Source organism: Paenibacillus agri (genome assembly GCF_013359945.1).
In the GTDB taxonomy this organism is placed as follows: Bacteria; Bacillota; Bacilli; order Paenibacillales; family Paenibacillaceae; genus Paenibacillus_AQ; species Paenibacillus_AQ agri.
This window is the reverse complement of record NZ_JABWCS010000200.1, coordinates 67,998-84,959: the sequence shown is the minus strand read 5'-3', so window position 1 is coordinate 84,959 and position 16,962 is coordinate 67,998. Positions and strand designations below refer to the sequence as shown.

11 protein-coding genes are annotated in these 16,962 nt (G+C 49.9%); 4 read left to right on the top strand and 7 right to left on the bottom strand.

The annotated features are described in order from the left end of the window. Positions 1 to 203: 203 nt before the first annotated feature. The 5 genes from HPT30_RS08465 to HPT30_RS08445 form a co-directional block, all read right to left on the bottom strand. Positions 204 to 1,241, bottom strand: coding sequence for an MBL fold metallo-hydrolase (locus HPT30_RS08465; RefSeq protein WP_175370963.1), 1,038 nt, complete (start codon positions 1,239 to 1,241; stop codon positions 204 to 206). Then, the gene (locus HPT30_RS08460) at positions 1,242 to 1,976 is read right to left on the bottom strand and encodes a class I SAM-dependent methyltransferase (RefSeq protein WP_175370962.1); all 735 of its coding nucleotides are present in this window, start codon (positions 1,974 to 1,976) and stop codon (positions 1,242 to 1,244) included. Between the two features lie 176 nt (positions 1,977 to 2,152). After that, positions 2,153 to 3,859 (bottom strand): glycoside hydrolase family 13 protein, encoded by a 1,707-nt coding sequence (locus tag HPT30_RS08455; protein WP_175370961.1) that lies wholly within the window; start codon positions 3,857 to 3,859, stop codon positions 2,153 to 2,155. A gap of 1,062 nt (positions 3,860 to 4,921) precedes the next feature. Beyond that, the gene (locus tag HPT30_RS08450; RefSeq protein WP_175370960.1) at positions 4,922 to 6,577 is read right to left on the bottom strand and encodes a response regulator; all 1,656 of its coding nucleotides are present in this window, start codon (positions 6,575 to 6,577) and stop codon (positions 4,922 to 4,924) included. 2 nt (positions 6,578 to 6,579) lie between these two features. Then, positions 6,580 to 8,400 (bottom strand): cache domain-containing sensor histidine kinase, encoded by a 1,821-nt coding sequence (locus HPT30_RS08445; protein WP_175370959.1) that lies wholly within the window; start codon positions 8,398 to 8,400, stop codon positions 6,580 to 6,582. 197 nt (positions 8,401 to 8,597) lie between these two features. On the opposite strand from HPT30_RS08445, the gene HPT30_RS08440 reads away from it, so the two are divergent. From HPT30_RS08440 to HPT30_RS08430, 3 genes are all read left to right on the top strand, one after another. Then, on the top strand, positions 8,598 to 9,968 hold the full coding sequence (locus tag HPT30_RS08440) for an ABC transporter substrate-binding protein (RefSeq protein ID WP_175370958.1): 1,371 nt from the start codon (positions 8,598 to 8,600) through the stop codon (positions 9,966 to 9,968). A gap of 172 nt (positions 9,969 to 10,140) precedes the next feature. Further along, the gene (locus HPT30_RS08435; protein ID WP_175370957.1) at positions 10,141 to 11,025 is read left to right on the top strand and encodes a carbohydrate ABC transporter permease; all 885 of its coding nucleotides are present in this window, start codon (positions 10,141 to 10,143) and stop codon (positions 11,023 to 11,025) included. 61 nt (positions 11,026 to 11,086) lie between these two features. After that, positions 11,087 to 11,977, top strand: coding sequence for a carbohydrate ABC transporter permease (locus HPT30_RS08430; protein ID WP_175370956.1), 891 nt, complete (start codon positions 11,087 to 11,089; stop codon positions 11,975 to 11,977). Between the two features lie 109 nt (positions 11,978 to 12,086). On the opposite strand, the gene HPT30_RS08425 is transcribed toward HPT30_RS08430, so the two are convergent. Next, positions 12,087 to 13,202 (bottom strand): hypothetical protein, encoded by a 1,116-nt coding sequence (locus tag HPT30_RS08425; RefSeq protein ID WP_175370955.1) that lies wholly within the window; start codon positions 13,200 to 13,202, stop codon positions 12,087 to 12,089. Positions 13,203 to 13,626: 424 nt separating this feature from the next. On the opposite strand from HPT30_RS08425, the gene HPT30_RS08420 reads away from it, so the two are divergent. Continuing rightward, positions 13,627 to 14,433 carry a MeeY/MeeF family manganese export membrane protein gene (locus HPT30_RS08420; RefSeq protein WP_175370954.1) on the top strand — a complete coding sequence of 269 codons (807 nt, stop codon included), beginning with the start codon at positions 13,627 to 13,629 and terminating at the stop codon, positions 14,431 to 14,433. 101 nt (positions 14,434 to 14,534) lie between these two features. On the opposite strand, the gene HPT30_RS08415 is transcribed toward HPT30_RS08420, so the two are convergent. Continuing rightward, the gene (locus HPT30_RS08415; protein WP_175370953.1) at positions 14,535 to 16,904 is read right to left on the bottom strand and encodes a YcdB/YcdC domain-containing protein; all 2,370 of its coding nucleotides are present in this window, start codon (positions 16,902 to 16,904) and stop codon (positions 14,535 to 14,537) included. Positions 16,905 to 16,962 lie beyond the last annotated feature (58 nt).

Below are 16,962 nucleotides of genomic sequence, written 5' to 3'. Positions count from 1 at the left end.
AATTCCCTCTTGGATGAACCAAAAAGTCCCCGGACATGCTCTATAGGACAAAAAGAAGCCTCCATCCCCACTCGTAAAGTGGTATGGAGGCTTTATTTATGGCACAGGGCTCGTTTAATCACCAATCCCCTAGAGAGAACGCTCATAAGCGTAATCTTGTACTATGCTTGATAATAATAAAATCAGCTTATCGCGGGATTACGTCATCCCGACTTCACCAGTGCAAACAAAATGGCGTCCCCCGTCCCGGACTCCACAATTCGGCCCCGCCGCACCAGCTCGGCGAGGTGGGCCAGCGCCTCGCTCATGGCGAAGCGCATCTGATGCGCCGTTGTCACCCGGCCCCGGAACAAGGCTTCGCAGATTGCGAAGCCGCTGAGCGGGCCGCCTTGCAGCAGCGCCTCGGCGGTGTCCAGCCGTTCCTCGTGGTGACGGAGCAGACTTTGGGTCCGCTCCGTAAAGCCACTGAACGGCTCCCGGTGACCCGGATACGCGAAGCTTACCGGGTAACTCCCAAGCTGCTCCAGTCCCTGCAGGAACGTGAGCAGCGGCCTACCATCGCCGCCAGGATGCAGGCCGATGTTGGGGGAGATCTGCGGCAGCACGGCGTCGCCGCAGATCATAGCCCCGCTGCCGGCGTGGTAGAAGGAGACATGCCCCGGGGCATGTCCTCCCGTCACCACCGGCTGCCACACCCGGCCGCCCATAATAAAGGGCGCCGAGTGATCAAGGGCGGTAATCTCCGGCTGCGGGGTGACCTGCGGCGTGAAGCTCTCCAGATGAACCCGGATTTCCGCCGTCAGGGCTTCCGGCATGCCATGTCTGGCAAAGAACAAAGGCAGCGCCTCATTCATTATGGACTTCTCGCCCCACATTAGTGACGCCTCGGCATGGGCACGCTCCGTCATCCACACCTTGCCGCCGCTGCGTTCCTGCATCCATCCGGCCAAGCCATAATGGTCGGGGTGATGATGCGTTACAACGATATCCCGCACCTGTTCCCATCGCAAGTCCAGCTCCTTCATTACGCCCTGCCAAGCCAGCACACTTTCCTCTTTATGCGGACCAGGGTCTATCACCGTGACCGTTCCGTCGGCCCCCGGCAACAGATAGCTGTTCACCCGGCGCAGTGGCGGGTCCATCGGTACCGATATCTGCAGAATCGCGCCATTGTCCCAAGAGGTGATGTCGGCTTTCCGCGGGAAGCCTTCGTCTTCACGAATTCTTTTGCCCGATACCATCTACGGCCGTACGCCCCGGAAAATCATCCGCTTGGAAGTCTCCGCATCATAGTCAGCTTCGTCATAGCTCCCATGAACAGACTGGATCCGCAGCCCCGCCTGCTCTAGCATCTCACGAAATTTCTCTAGTGAATACAGCTTTACCCGCTCATGATAACGACGGGGTTCCCCGTCCGTTCCTGCAGTCAGAATAATATCTTTTTTCACATAGCCGTCCTCAATCACTCTATGCTCTTCAATATGATTCAAGCCGTCTTCACGTGTAGAATGGGGAACCAGATGATGGATAACATAAGCAGGGTTCAGAAAATCAATAATGAATCTGCCGCCGGGCTTCAGCATACGGTAGATCTCACGAAGTACCTTAATCTGCTCCCCATCCTCTTCGAAGTAGCCGAATGAAGTGAACAGGTTCACCACCGCATCAAAGCCGCCTTCCAGGGGAAGCTCCCGCATATCCGAGCGAATCCAGGTTACCTGCTCCGCTCCTTCTTGTGACCGTGCCTCTCGCAGCAGCGCTTCTGACAGGTCCACACCAGTGACGTTAAAACCTGCTTCCGCCAAGGCTAGCGAATGACGGCCCATCCCGCAGCACAGATCCAGTACGTTCGAACCCGCCGGCAGGTCCAGCCAATTGATCATCTGCTCCACCTCTCGCCGCGCGCCTCCGAAGTCACGGTGCCTATAGACGATCAGATAATCCTCACCGAAGCTCTTCTCATACCACTCAGCCATTATGTCTCTCCTCTCCAAACTGCTTCCCATTCATGTCTTATGTATATTACCGTTTATTGTAACGCCTTTTCCATTTAAAGCAAAGTCGCAGCCGTGGTAAAAAAGCAACAGGCCGGGAGCAACTCCCCGCCTGTCTTCTGTATTGAATGCGCCCTGGCCATTCATTGTTCTTAAGCTCAGTTCGCGGCTCCTTCTTTCAGACTCTGCAAATAGACCCTGGCTTCGTATGGACGAAGCTTTAGTTGAGCCAAGTCCTCCCCTTTTACCAAGGGATAGTTGGATATCAGCAGTTGACTCTTCTCCGATACGACCCCGGATGGTAGCTGACATACAGGCTCCTTGTCAAAAAAGTTCAGGATAACCAGCAGCTGCTGATCCTCAAGGGTCCGGGTGTAGACATAGATTTCGTTATCATCCGGTAGCAGCAATTCATATTTACCATAGACGATTACCTTATGCTGCTTTCTTAGCGCAATCAATTGTCTATAGTAGTGATAGATAGAGTCAGGGTCCTTGACTGCGTTCATGGCGTTGATCTCCATCACATTGGAGTTCACCTTGAGCCACGGAACACCGGTCGTGAAGCCACCTTCGTGACTGTCATCCCACTGCATGGGTGTGCGGGCGTTATCACGGCTTTTGGCATGAATCGCGGCCATGATCTTCTCTTCAGGCACCCCCGCACGACGTCTCTCTTCATAATAATTCAGTGTCTCTACATCCCGGTAATTATCAATGGATTCAAAGGCAACATTCGTCATCCCGATCTCCTCGCCCTGATAGATATAAGGCGTTCCCTCCAGCATGTGGATGAAGGTCGCCAGCATTTTAGCCGACGGGACACGATAATAGAGATCATTCCCGAACCGTGACACTGAGCGTGGCTGGTCATGGTTGCATAGGTAATTGGCATTCCAGCCCTGATCATGCAGAACCGTCTGCCAGTTCGTGATAATCTGCTTGAGGTCCAGCAGGCTCCATGGCACGACATCCCATTTTCCACTACCCGGGGAAGCTGCATCGATGAACATATGCTCAAACTGGAAGGTCATATTCAGCTCCCGCCGTCCGTCACCGACATAATCCAGCGCCTGCTCCGGTCCCAGCCCTGAAGTCTCGCCCACCGTCATAATATCGTAATAATAAAGTACCTGGTCATGCAGGTTCTGCAGCAGGGTGTGGACATTTTCCAGGTTGGAGAACATCTCATACGCCCTTACGGTTGGCGTGCCAGCCGGATTCAGAGCATCCGGGTAGCCATGTGTTTTGGCAATATGCGCAATCGCATCGAAACGGAAGCCATCGACACCTTTCTTCAGCCACCACTGCACCATTTCATGCAGCTTGTCTATCACCACTGGATTCTCCCAGTTCAAGTCCGGCTGGTACTTGGAGTACAGATGCAAATAATACTCATCCGTCTGGGGATCCAGTTCCCATACCGAGCCGCTGAAGTAGGATTCCCAATTGTTCGGCGGACCGCCATTCTTTCCTTTTCTCCATATATAATAGTCTCGCTTAGGATTATCTTTCGAGGCTCTGGATTCTATGAACCAAGGATGCTCATGGGAAGTATGATTCAGCACAAGATCCATCATCAGCTTCATGCCTCGGGCATGGATTTCACGCAGCATCGTGTCAAAATCATCCATCGTACCGAATTCCTTCATGATGTCGCAATAATCACTGATATCATAACCATTATCATGGTTCGGCGATTTATAAATCGGGCAGATCCAGATCATATCCACGCCCAGTTCCTGCAGATAATCCAGCTTCGAGATGACGCCGCGTAAATCTCCAATGCCATCGCCATTGCTGTCCTTGAAGCTGATCGGATAAATCTGGTATACCACATTTTCTTTCCACCATTTGGGGTTCATGTTGAGAGCCTCCTTCTGTGCAGCGTCCGTATGAGTGCAGCAAGCAGGAACAAAGGCCGGGCTGTGCGGACACGTAAATATATTTTAACCACTGCGGCAGAAGGAGATAACATCTTGCTATAATTCTTCCGAAGCTTCCCGTGTAATTAAGCTGGCAGCAGGCCGATGCCGAGGACCAACGTGAGCCAAGCGGATAGCTGCGGAGTTGCTCATGCTTCGTATAGAGTGCCACAACAGAGCAGGAGCGATACCTATGTAGTGTGAACTTACAAACCCAGCGTCATGATGGGTGAATCCTTGATATACAAGCTGGGGGAGGATGAGGGGGACTGGATGTGGGAACAGGTTGCGAGGGGCGGGGGGTAGTACATCCGTAGCCGATTGTCATTTTGAAAATGACCCCAACGTCTAGATAACAGCCTTCTTGTAGCCTTAAGTACAAAATGACCCTTGGATCTCAAGGGTTTCAATCACTGGGGTGACAAATGCGAAAAGCCCACCTTAATCTACAGGGCATGGGAATAACGGGAATAGCTCCTGTTATTTTAATTAAATCTCCTTATTTCTAAAAATAACTGGAAAAACTCCCGCTAATCCCCTCATATTTAGGCCATTACGAATAAGTAGAGGTATTTAACGGGAGAAATTCCAGTTATTAATGGAAAATGAAGCAAAAACGAACGAATAACGGTATATTTTCCCGCTATCCAAACCCCTCTTAACCTCGAATGAGGGAGGGCACGGGTAGTGAATATTACGGTGATTGCAGAGGCGAGCGGTTGTTATAAATTGAACAGGTTAAAGGATCTCTAGTCACTGAACTCATAAATGATCGGCTACGGAATGTTACTCCAGATAGCCCAGAACCGAGGGTTCATTTTGTTCTTAGGCTACAGGAAGAGCAATATTTAGAGGCCGGAGTCATTTTCGAAATAACGTAGTTTTTTTGATAACTTCCTAATAATAGACTCCTTTCTCCTGTTCTGCTCTGAAATGTATTGTCCCCTTACGATCTAGCACATCCCCCTGCTGCTGTTTTCGGCGAAAACACCGCTCCTCAGACTATTTCTCCAGACCTTTCTGATACTGTGAAGGCGTGAGCCCCGTCCACTTCTTGAATGTGGCACTGAAATGGCGTTCTTCTCCGTATCCGACCAGCTTCGCCACTGCATACATCTTCAGGTTCTGCCGGAGCAGCTTCTTCGCTTCCTCCACCCGGTATTGGTGCAGATAATCCAGAAAATTCACTCCCAGCTCCTGCCTGAACAACGAGCTCAAATAAGTGTTGGACACGTAAGCTTCCTTGGCTACATACTCCAGCGTTAGGTTCGTGTTGTATTTCTGCCTGATAATCTCCAGCGCCGTTACAACGGTGCGGTGCAGCGGACGATGGTTGGAGAATGCCTCGACGACACTTTGCATCACCATGTTCAGGATCGCCGACAGCTCTTCCAGCGTCTCCACCTGCGGGGCCTGTTCCATCCAGTTCACGAGATGCTGCTTCCATTCAAAACCGGCTACCTGCTTCTCCTGAGTCAGCCGCTTTAGACGAACCACCAGCGCTGTCGCCCGGATATTGACTTCCTGCTTAAGGCTGCCCGGATTGCTGCGGAAGCGGTCCAGCCAACGTTCCAGCAAATCCAGAGCAACTTCATAGCTCCCTGCAGTCACTGCGGACAACATCTCATCCTCCAGAGCGTTCAGCTCTTCGTCATCCAGTATGCTGACCAGCTCCCCAGAAGGACCAGATTGTCCCGCAGTTCCTTCTGTGTAAAAATAGACACCGCCCTTGCCGTTCAGAAAGCGTAATTCCATCGCCTGGTTCGCTTCCATGTAGGACAGATGTGCTTCCGAGAGATGTGTGCGACAGGAGCCGACCGCAATACTGATCGAGAGCTTGAGATATTTCTCCAGATTGTCCTGCAGCTTCCCAATGTCATCCTTCAGATTCGCAGGCGCACGATAGACCTTCCGCTGGTCACCTGCCGCAAGGCCACTACCGATCCACAGCAGGTGATTCCCGTCATGAAAGGTCTCGATACGGCCTTTATAGATTGGCCCCAGTGTCTCTCTGATAATATTGAGCGCTGCATATCGCAGCAAGACAAAATCCTGACCTTTACTTCTCGCGGAAAGCGGCTCTATGTCAAAGCTGATGAGACCGATCTGAGGGCCTTCAGGCGCAATCGCCATGGATAGCTCTTCAATCAATTCCTCGCGGCGTTCCAGCGGAACGGGGGGATGATGAATCCACTGCGACAGCACCTGGCTTTTGACCAATGGAGCGTTCTTATGCCAGGAGCGTTCTTTCTCGAACAGCACATTCTCCTGACTGCGCTGGGCTTCGATGGCATTCTTGGCTTTCAGCACTGTCTTCAGAATCTCTTCGGGACGGCAGGGCTTCAGCACATAATCCACAACGCCCAGAGAGATTGCTTGCTTGGCATAGGAGAATTCATTGTAGCCGGATAGAATAATCGAGCGAAAGCCATAGCCCTTACGCTGAGCAGCTTCAATCAATTCCAGCCCGTTCATCTGCGGCATCCGAATATCCGTCAGCAGGAGATCCGGTGGATGATTCTCCATTAGCGCTAGTGCCTCGGTGCCGTTACCCGCTTCGCCAACCACTTCTATCTGATGTGACCTCCAGTCAATCATGTTTACAATACCTTCACGAATGGTATCTTCATCTTCGGCAATCAGCAGCCTCAGCTTCATTATCATGGCCCCTCCACAGCGATCTGAATAATAATGCGAGTTCCCATTCCTTCAATGCTCTCAATTTCCAACTGAGTTCCTGCAAAGAATAGCTCCAGCCGTTCTTGTACATTGGCAAGGGCAAACCCGGTACGGATCCCGTTCTCAGGCTCCACTAGCGGTTTGCGCAGCTCCAGACGCTGGCGCAGTTCCTTCAGTCCTTCCGGCGTAATGCCTACTCCGTTATCCTGCACCTCCAGCACAATCATCCGCTCGTTGCGGTACGCGCGAATAGCAATCAGTCCATTGCCGGACAATGGTTCGATGCCATGAATGACAGCGTTCTCGGCCAGCGGTTGCAGCAGCAGCTTAGGCACGATGAAATCTTTCAGGCTGTCGTCCAGGAAGATCTCGAATTGAAAGCGGTCACGAAAACGGTTCTTCTGCAGAAACAAATAATTGGTGACAAGCTCCATCTCCTGCTCCAGCGTAAACGTATCCCGGCCGTCATTCAGGCTAAGCCGGAAGACCTGCGAGAGGGAATAAACCATGTCAGCAATCTCCTTGTCGCCCTTCTTCTCGGCCTCCCAACAAATTGTATTCAAAGTGTTGTAGAGAAAATGCGGGCGAATCTGTGCTTGAAGCGTTTTCAATTCTGCTTCGCGCTGCTTGAGCGTGGAGGCATAAACATCGTTGATCAATGATTTGATGCGCTGTACCATGAGATTATAGCCATGGCCCAGCAGTCCAATCTCGTCGTTACCTTCGAAAAATACGCGCTGTGAGAAATCCCCGGTCTGCAATCTCCTCATCGAGCGTGACAGCTTCTTAAGGGGCTTTGTAATGGCCGCTGCCGCAAACCAGGTCACCATCAAACTCATGATCAGGCACAGACAGGCAATGGTGAACGTCACCTGGGAGATCTGTCCCAGTTCCTTCACAAGCTGCCGCTTGGAGTGAACAACGACAACATACCAGCCGGTCATCTCTGACTGAAGATGCGACACAATCCATTGGTCATGACCGACAGCTTGATCCAGCCTTTCCTTCACAGTCAAAGCAGAATCGCTGTCCGCAAAATATGGAAGTTCGATATCCTGCTTACCGATCCAGCTCCGGTTCGAAGCCGTAATGACCATACCCTGCCTGTCGATGACGAACATATCCACATCATCCTTGGAATTATCGAGATATTGGCTGCCGATCTTCCCCGCATCCACACCGATCACGGCTAAGCCCGCGGGTTGCAGGGTATATACATTCTTGATGATTCGAGAGAGGACAATTTTATGATAATGATCCCCGACAAAGATCCCGTCGGAAGGTCTAGTCAAACCAAAGGTCGGACTACCCGCTGCGGCAAGCGCCTCAGCATAATATGAGGTATGTACGAAATCAGAGAACTTCATAGCGGTCGTCAATCCAGCCTGATTCGTGGCAAAGGGCTCTGCCGCCTGGTTCTGGTCCTGAAGCGTATACAAGATCAACGACTGGATGGAATTGCTGGCAATCATCAGGTTCGTAACTGTCTTGAAGACAGAATTGCGGTCATTCTGCGCCTCCGTTGACGCATTCAGAAGCCGCTGCACGCCTTCATCCAGAAACATGGTGTTGGAAAAGGAAACCATGCCTTTCACCATCTCGTCGATCTGCTCTGTCGTCTTCTTGGTCAAATGGTCCTGGGATTGTCTCATCTTCTCCACGACCTGCTGGGAGGAAATTCTGTAGGAATTCCAGCCCATCGCGAATATCGTTACGAGGAGCAAGGGCACAAACCACAAGAGCAGCTTGAACTGGAGCGGAAGATGGCGGTAACGGCTCACAAGGCGGAATTTATAGACCATGGGAACCACCTTCTTTTATAAATAGGAGTTTATTGGTAAAACAATTATAGCTTAAAATCGAATTGGCCGGTCGCGCTTTTTACAAGAACTGAAAAATGAGTACATATTTCTTAATTTTGGACCATGTTTAAGCGGGCCGGAACCTTTTAAGATGAGAATGCAACGAAAATATGACATCTCCAAAAAAAGGTGGGTTTATGATGAACGGAAAAGGAATAAAGCTTGTGCTAGCGAGTCTGATGGTGTCAGTCGGACTGGCAGGCTGTGGTGGCGGCAATAATGCGCCAGCTGCGAGTACTCCTACAGATTCACCGGAGTCCACGGCTCCTGCTACCAACTCTGGCGGAAATACACCTGAAGAGAAGGTTACACTAAAGTTCTTCACCGCGCTCGCGGATCGTGCTAACGGCTCCGGCAAAGTGGAACAGGATATTATTGATGCGTACATGAAAGAGCATCCCAACGTCAAAATAGAAGTGGAAGCGCTTCAAGATGAGCCCTACAAATCCAAAATCAAAGTCTATGCTTCCAGTAACCAGTTGCCAGACATCATCCAGGCCTGGGGCCAGCCGTCTTTCCTGAGCCCGCTGCTGGATAACGATCTGCTGCTTGAACTGAACAAGTCTGATTTTGAAGGCGATCAGTTTGTAGCCGGTTCCATGGACGGATTCAGCAAAGACGACAAGCTATACGGTTTGCCACGCGGAGCCGACTATATGGTCATGTACTATAACAAAAAAATCTTCGCCGACAATGGCATTGAAGTACCTAAGACTACTGCCGAGCTAATGGATGTTGTTAAAAAGCTTCGCGACAAGAAGATCAACCCGATTGCCATGAACGGTATGGATGCCTGGACGCTGCCAATCTGGTATGAATTTGCCGCTCAGCGTGTGAACGGTGATTTCAACAAAATGGATGAAGCGGTTGCCCGCAAAATCTCCTTCACCGACGCTGATCTCGTTACTGCCGCCAAAGACATGAAGGCATTCGCAGATGCCAAAGCCTTCGCTGACGGCTGGTTAACAGCTGACTACGGCGCAGCGCGCAACCTGTTCGGTCAAGGTCAGGCTGCGATGTTCTTCATGGGTGCCTGGGAATCCGGTCTGGCTACTGACGAGAACTTCTCGGAAGACTTCCGCAACAATGTCGGCGCATTCGCCTTCCCTGCTTCTGACAAAGGCAAGACTACAGATGTCGCTGCATGGTACGGCGGCGGTTATGCTGTCAGCAAGAACTCCAAGCATCCTGAGGCTGCAGTAGATTTCTTGAAATACTTCTTCACTCCAGAGAACTGGTCCAAATTGCTCTGGCAAGCCGGCGCGGGTACACCTGCGCAGCAGTTTGACCAATTCCTGACTGGCTCTGAAACCAATCTCCAAAAAGAACTTATCGACGTCTTCAGCACTATGACATCTTCCAGCGGCACGCCGCTGCAGGATATCGGTGACGACGAGTTCAAGCAAAAGGTTATGGAGGCTCACCAAAGCTTGCTGTCCGATAAAATGTCTGCCGAAGATTTCGCCAAAGCGCTGGATGCCGCTTCGGATAAATTCGCCGGCAAGTAAGTCATAGACTTGCACATCCCCCTATCCTTAAGACCCCCGGCTTATTCCAGAGCCGGGGGTTTTCTTTTTAAAAAATACATACAACGATCTGAAATTTACGGCATGTTCCGCCGGGTGGCTTCCCGGTACGATGGAAGTAGATAGATTACCCTTTTAAAAGGACGGAGATTCCATGCACAGAGTATTAAGCGACAAAAAAGCAATTGCCCTGCTTATCGCGCCCGGTCTGTTCCTGTTTGCCTTTATGATCTGCATTCCTATCTTTATGAGCGCCTACTACGGCTCGACAGACTGGGGCGGAATCGGCAAATACAACTTTATCGGCTTGGACAATTATCGTGAGATCCTGTTTCACGACAAAGTATTCTGGACCTCGCTGGGCAATGCACTGCTGCTGACGGCAGCGACTGTATTCCTGCAGCATCCCTTCGCCATTCTACTGGCGATCTTCCTGACGCATTCGGGTAAATACGAGAAGGTATTCCGGACCATCTTCTTCATTCCTGCAGTCATCTCCATTGTTGTAACTGCCAAGCTTTGGAGCAGTATTTTCCATCCCAATTACGGTCTGCTCAACAAGCTGCTGGACGGCATTGGCCTGGAGGCCCTGAAGCATGACTGGCTCGGTGATCCCAATACGGCCATCTGGTGTATTATCATCGTCGTCATGTGGCAAGGTTTCGGGTATGCGCTACTTCTCTATTACTCAGGCTTGCAAGGTATTCCAAGTGATCTGAGCGAAGCCGCCAAGATCGACGGAGCGAATAACTTCACGCTCTACACGCGCATCATCATTCCATTGCTCTCCCCTATGATGCGGGTAGCCATCATCATCGCCGTAACGACTTGTCTCAAGCAGATGGAGACCGTATTCCTGATGACGAATGGCGGTCCGGCGAACAGCACGCAGTTCCTCGGCAATTACTTGTACAAAACCGCCTTCTCCTCGTCGCTATACGGTTACGGGAATGCGATTTCGATATTGTTCATCATCTTCTGTCTGGTGCTGACGGTTGTGCTGAACAAAGTACTCAAAAAAGATATCGGTGAATTCTAGGGCCGGAATACCGCCGGCATTTCCATAACGCTAAGAAAAGACTTTAACCGGAGGAACCCATATGACCAATTCCTTATCACCGGCAGCTCCGCTGCCAAGCACGAAGCCGCATAAAGAGGAACGCCGCAAGGTATCCGGCGGAAAAATCCTGATGATGGCTTTCCTAATCCTGATTGCCTTGTTTCAGCTCTTCCCGCTGATCTGGCTCGTAGACTACTCCCTGCTGAAGAGCGGTGAATTCTTCGGAAGCTCATTTCTGAAATGGCCGTCCCCGCCGGAATGGCAAAATTACGTCAATGCCTTTACCTACGGACGGGTCCCGCGCTATTTTGCCAACAGCCTTATCATTACAGTCATTACGGTGATGCTGTCTGCCCTGGTCTCCCTGATGATGGGCTATGCGTTCACCCGTATGAAATGGAAGCTGAGCGGAGTTGTCCTCTCCCTGATCATGATGGGGATGATTATTCCGATTCATGCCACCCTGTTGCCGAACTTCATTCTGTTCAACAAGCTGGGCATGCTCAACAATATGTACACCCTGATCCTGCCATACTCAGCTATTGTGATCCCGATGAGTGTGCTGATTATGACCGGGTTCCTGGAAACCATTCCACGTGCAATTGAAGAGTCTGCAGTGATCGACGGAGCCAGCATTTACGGCGTCATTTTCAAAATCATTTTTCCGATTACCAAGCCTGCACTGGCTACGGTCTGCGTACTCAATTTCATCAGTACCTGGAATGAATTCATTATGGCGAATACCTTCCTCACCTCGGAGGATTTGAAAACCATACCCTTCTCCATCATGAAATTCGCTGGGGAATACTCGTCCAACTACGGCGCACAGTTCGCGGTTATGACGATTATCGCCATCCCGACGATCCTGATCTACTTGCTCTTCACCGAGCAAATGACCAAAGGAATCACAGCCGGAGCGGTAAAAGGCTAAGCTTCTAGGCATAAGAAAAGCATGGGAACTCTCGCGGAATGAGAGTGTCTCCATGCTTTTATTTTTTCCGTATCCATTCCTTGTCCTTACCCGTTCCTTACATGTATCCTTATCTATCACCCATCACTTTCGGAAAAGAAAACCGCTCTCCACCTGTGAGGGTGGAATCAAAAGTCTGTGGCTCACCAACCTGCTTGTTATTGCTGTCGTAAACGGTTAGCTGACCGCCCTTGATTAGCAGCTTACCAGCAGGTGTCTCGCCATTATAGGCGTATACAACCGCTCCACTGGTGCTCTCATCAAAGTACAGCGTCGGATCGTAGAGCAGTAGCACATTGCCCACAAGGCCAACAGGAATGATCTGTGGGTCCACATTCGGGTTCGGCTTCCGGTCTGGCAGGAAATCCTGAATGTCCTTATAAATCGCACTTTGCGTAACAAAGGTCTCCTTCTTCAGATCAAAATATCCGAAATCTCTGCTTCTCCACACGTACAGATGATCGCCATCCAAGATCGAATTACCAGGACTCACAATCATATCGCCAAAAGGGAGTCCTGTAGCAGGAAATTCCTTTACCGCGAATGTGGACGAATTCTTGCTGTAATCAACAACGACAATCCAGCCCTCGCCCGGCTTAAAGACTTTGGGCGCTGCCGTAAAGACAAGTCTGAAGCCTCTATTATCCTTCGTAGCAGTTGCGTTAGCCAGATAGAAGCGTCTGTCTGTAAATGCCGGGAGCTCATCCTGAGTAAGCTTATAACTGCCTTCTTGATCCTGTATTGTGTACTCAGGGTTCTCTTCGTTTCCAGAACCGGCCACCTCAAACCCTTTGAACACATACTCCTGCTCCTCAGGCATCTGCTTCACATCGGTCAGCTGAAGCGTGTAGCCATGATCTGATCCGCTTACAGGCACAGCATTTTGCCGATCCAGAACTAATGTGGTTCCGCTCCAATACAGCGGTGAAGCATGGTCACCCTTATACGAATAAAGATCATCTCCGTAGGCTAGCTCTGATCGGGAGAGATCCCAGGTTCCAAGCTTCGCCGTCCCGCTGTCTCCATCCCCCGCACGGTAGAAGAGAAACGGGATTTCCGCCTGAACCGGCGGGTGTTCCTCATTGTTATCTTTGACCCCTTCGGGTGCCGGTGCTATACTGCTGCATGCCGCCAAGATGAGCAGTAACGCAGCGGTCAGGAACGTAAACCTTGGCTTTCTCATCATGGATCACGCTCTCTTTCACGTAAATTCGATGCCCTATCAATTATATAGACCTCATATGCACATCCTAACCCCACAACATGCAAAAGTAAAATTATCGTGCCCCGCGATCACTCACACAACCATTGACATAGGGATTCAACTAATATATGATCTACCTAGAATCATTACTGAAACTTCAAAATTTCATATATCCCGTAAAGGGGAGTAGCTGTTAAGTAAAGTCGTCAGTACGAGAACGTGAGGATGTTCTCCGGCTTTATTGGCAATATACATTGTTAGCGAGACCTTTACCAATCAGGTTAGACCTTTATTCCAAAGGCTAATCTGTTTGGTAAAGGTCTTTTTTATATATTAATATTACCATTTTATGGTATAACAAGTGTCTTTTTACGGGATACTTACAGTCAAAGAGGAGGAAACAACAATGGATTGGGGATTATTATTAGAGTATGGATGGGTACTGCTTGTCCTCGTAGCACTGGAGGGGCTACTGGCGGCAGACAATGCGCTGGTTCTGGCTATTATGGTCAAGCACCTGCCGGATGCAGAGAGGAAGAAAGCACTGTTCTACGGATTGGCCGGGGCATTTATATTCCGTTTCGGTTCACTATTTGTCATCTCTTATCTGGTAGATATATGGCAGGTACAAGCTATTGGTGCAATTTATCTGTTATTTATTGCGGGTAACCACATTTTCCGAAAACTATTGGTCAAGAAGCCCTCTGCCGAAGAAACTAATGAGGGCGAGACCCCTGAGGCTAAAAAGAAATCGAGTTTCTGGTTTACCGTACTTAAAGTCGAGATCGCTGATATCGCTTTTGCCGTCGATTCCATCCTGGCGGCAGTAGCTTTGGCCGTAGCACTCCCTGCAAGCGGCTTGCCTAAAATTGGAGGTCTCGACGGTGGACAATTCCTCGTTATCTTTGCTGGCGGATTCATCGGACTGGTCATTATGCGTTTTGCGGCTACCTTCTTCGTCAAGCTGCTTCAATCCCGCCCTGGACTTGAGATTGCAGCCTTCTTCATCGTCGGCTGGGTCGGCGTCAAGCTGTCGATCATCACCATGGCGCATCCTTCACTCGGTGTGCTGTCTGAGGACTTCGCCCACAGCACCTGGTGGAAGTTGACCTTCTACGTAGTATTAGTGCTTATTGCTGTAATCGGATGGTTCATGAGCAGTAAGAAAGAGGAAGATCAAACTCATGACAACCCGGTCAAGGAAATGCATTAACAACTGGGCAAGTAAATATCGAATAATGCAAAAAACAAACAGCCTGCCCCGCCATATGGCGGAGAGCAGGCTGTTCTTTTGGTACAAGCTTATACTTGGGATTAGTATCTGCTGCCGCTGCCGATAGCTTGATCCGTTTTACCCTGCAGTTCTACCAGCTTCATGATAATAGTGGCAACTTGCGCCTTGGTTACATTCTGCCCAGGATTGAACTTGCCGCCTTCATCCTTTAGAAGTCCTAGCTTCACAGTGATAGCAACCGCTCCCTTGTTGACGATAGCGGATGCATCACTGAACTGTTCTACCGTTGCATCCTTGTCAAGGTAAGCCGAGATTTTGCTGTATTTCACAAAAGAGGTTAGCAGAACAGCCAACTGTTCACGAGTCAGTTTCTTATCAGCTTGGAACGCTGTATCCTTGCTGATCCAGCCGCTTTGCACGGCAAAACTTACAGCATCATAATACGGGCTATCAACACTGGTACCGGCCACTGCTTTACGTTCACTACCATTATTATAGTTGGTATAATAAGGTTGAGTAGCTTTGGCCAGATAGCTAATCAAATCCCCGGCAGTAATCTCCTGATCGGGGTTTAATTTGCCATTCTCATCCGCCTCGAATACTCCGTATTTCAGAAGTTCGGTAAGCTGCTGCTCGGCCGCATGGCCCTTGATGTCGCTGGCTTCAGAACCCTTCTTCACAGGGTTCGAATAGATGGTCGTCCACTGACCAGTGACAGCGTTCAGAGCTTCGTACGAGTTCTTCTCTTCGGTTGGCACCAATGCGTACACCAGCGTTAACTTTGGTTCTACATAGCTATTATTGAAAGCATAGCCGCCAGTCCGTTTATACTGAAGCTCCACCTTGTATTGCTTTGCATACTTTTCCAACGCATCCTGCTTGGTAATCTTGGCTACCGGCTCCTGGGTAATCTTGTCGGTGTTCAAGCGATTACCGTAGTAGGTCTGCAATCTTCCATACACATCCAAACTCAAACTGATGGTACTTCCACTTACAGGGATACCATTATGCTGGAGAATGTACTGGTATCTGTAGCCTGTGCCATCCGGAAGCGTACTCCATTCGCTACCATATTCAACCTGCTTCAATACACTGCTGGCTTGCGGGTAAAGTGCATTGATTAGAGCAGTAGCCTTCTGCGCGGCTTCTGTGGCTGTCAGCTTCTTGGCACCTGCTGGTGCAGCAGGAGTCTTCGGTTTTCCATCTTCACTAAAGTTGTATTGCTCCGTCTGAAAGCTTATAATTTCTCCGCTAACCGCATCGATCTCAGCAGAGGATTGGGACGGAAATCCCGGTCCAAAGCCTCGCTGTCCTTCATCCCAGGTGAGTCTCCATACCTTGTGACCTGGACTCGGGTAACTATCGTTCAGCCATTTGTTGGTCAGTTTGCGTCCGGCAGGAATGTAACCAACCTTCTCTACCAGCTTGGCCGCCTGCTCCGCAGTAAGTTCAGCACTACCCTGCGACTTGAAAACTTCCTTGGCCTGCGGTACAGCAGTGTAGGTAACTGGACTGGAAGATGCCGTGATGCCTTCCTCCGTTAATCTCTTACCAGTTGCTGCATCAACAGCATAGAGCGCCTGCTCCACCGGAGACCAGCTCAAAATCCAGCTGTCGGGAACCCCGTTTTTATAAATCGGATTATAATATAATCCAACATCAAAGCTGTCCCGAAGGCTCTTCTCCGCCTGGGCTTGGGTTACTTTTGGCACTGCCGAAGGATAGGCAAGATTGTCTGAAGATTTGTTAAAGCCGACCACTTCCCCATTGCCATCCACTGTGATGCTCAAATAATCGCCCGAGGAAGGAAGTCCATTCTTCAAGAGATTGAACGTAAAATTGTAGCGAACCGGTCCAAACAATGCATTTCCATAATCATAGAGGGGGCTTTCCTGCAGCTTCAAATCACTGCTCTTGATGCTAGCTGCAGCTTTAGCAATAAAAGCCCGTGCTTTTTCCAGCGCTTGAGCCTCTGTTACTTTGGGCGGGTAGTAGCTTTCATTATTTTGATTAAAAAAATAAAGATGGATGTTGATCAGATCACCATTCAGGGCATCTACTTCACTATTGAATCCATACCCAGAATTTCCATCCTGGTATTGCCACTGAGTATTCCAGATCATTTGATTTGGGCGGGGCGGATAGCTATTGGTTGAACCCAACTCCGTGGAATTGACGGTTGCATCTTTAAGTATAGGGAATAATTCCTTCACTTTAGCAATGGCGGCTTCCTTCGAGAATTTCACCTTGGAAGGGTCAGCGGTCACGACCTCCGTGTTTGCAGCAGAATCGCTAACTGCGCTTGCCGAGACATTGACGGTTGATGAGCTGACAGTACCGGAGCTCGCCGCTCCGGCGAGACCTGCGGGCAATAACAGAGAGAGTGCGACGGTTGCCACTAGTGCTGTTCTAGTCTTTTGCTGAATAAAAGTAGTGTTGTTGCTTTTCAAAAGTGTTCATCCTCCTCTACACATGATCTAGCAATTATACCATCCGCTTCATTAATTT

What these genes read in the sequence shown, in the direction of transcription:
- HPT30_RS08460 (WP_175370962.1), bottom strand. Translation starts at nt 1,976, where the DNA reads ATGGCTGAGTGGTATGAGAAGAGCTTCGGTGAGGATTATCTGATCGTC.
- HPT30_RS08465 (WP_175370963.1), bottom strand. Translation starts at nt 1,241, where the DNA reads ATGGTATCGGGCAAAAGAATTCGTGAAGACGAAGGCTTCCCGCGGAAA.
- HPT30_RS08445 (WP_175370959.1), bottom strand. Translation starts at nt 8,400, where the DNA reads ATGGTCTATAAATTCCGCCTTGTGAGCCGTTACCGCCATCTTCCGCTC.
- HPT30_RS08430 (WP_175370956.1), top strand. Translation starts at nt 11,087, where the DNA reads ATGACCAATTCCTTATCACCGGCAGCTCCGCTGCCAAGCACGAAGCCG.
- HPT30_RS08420 (WP_175370954.1), top strand. Translation starts at nt 13,627, where the DNA reads ATGGATTGGGGATTATTATTAGAGTATGGATGGGTACTGCTTGTCCTC.
- HPT30_RS08425 (WP_175370955.1), bottom strand. Translation starts at nt 13,202, where the DNA reads ATGATGAGAAAGCCAAGGTTTACGTTCCTGACCGCTGCGTTACTGCTC.
- HPT30_RS08435 (WP_175370957.1), top strand. Translation starts at nt 10,141, where the DNA reads ATGCACAGAGTATTAAGCGACAAAAAAGCAATTGCCCTGCTTATCGCG.
- HPT30_RS08455 (WP_175370961.1), bottom strand. Translation starts at nt 3,859, where the DNA reads ATGAACCCCAAATGGTGGAAAGAAAATGTGGTATACCAGATTTATCCG.
- HPT30_RS08440 (WP_175370958.1), top strand. Translation starts at nt 8,598, where the DNA reads ATGATGAACGGAAAAGGAATAAAGCTTGTGCTAGCGAGTCTGATGGTG.
- HPT30_RS08450 (WP_175370960.1), bottom strand. Translation starts at nt 6,577, where the DNA reads ATGAAGCTGAGGCTGCTGATTGCCGAAGATGAAGATACCATTCGTGAA.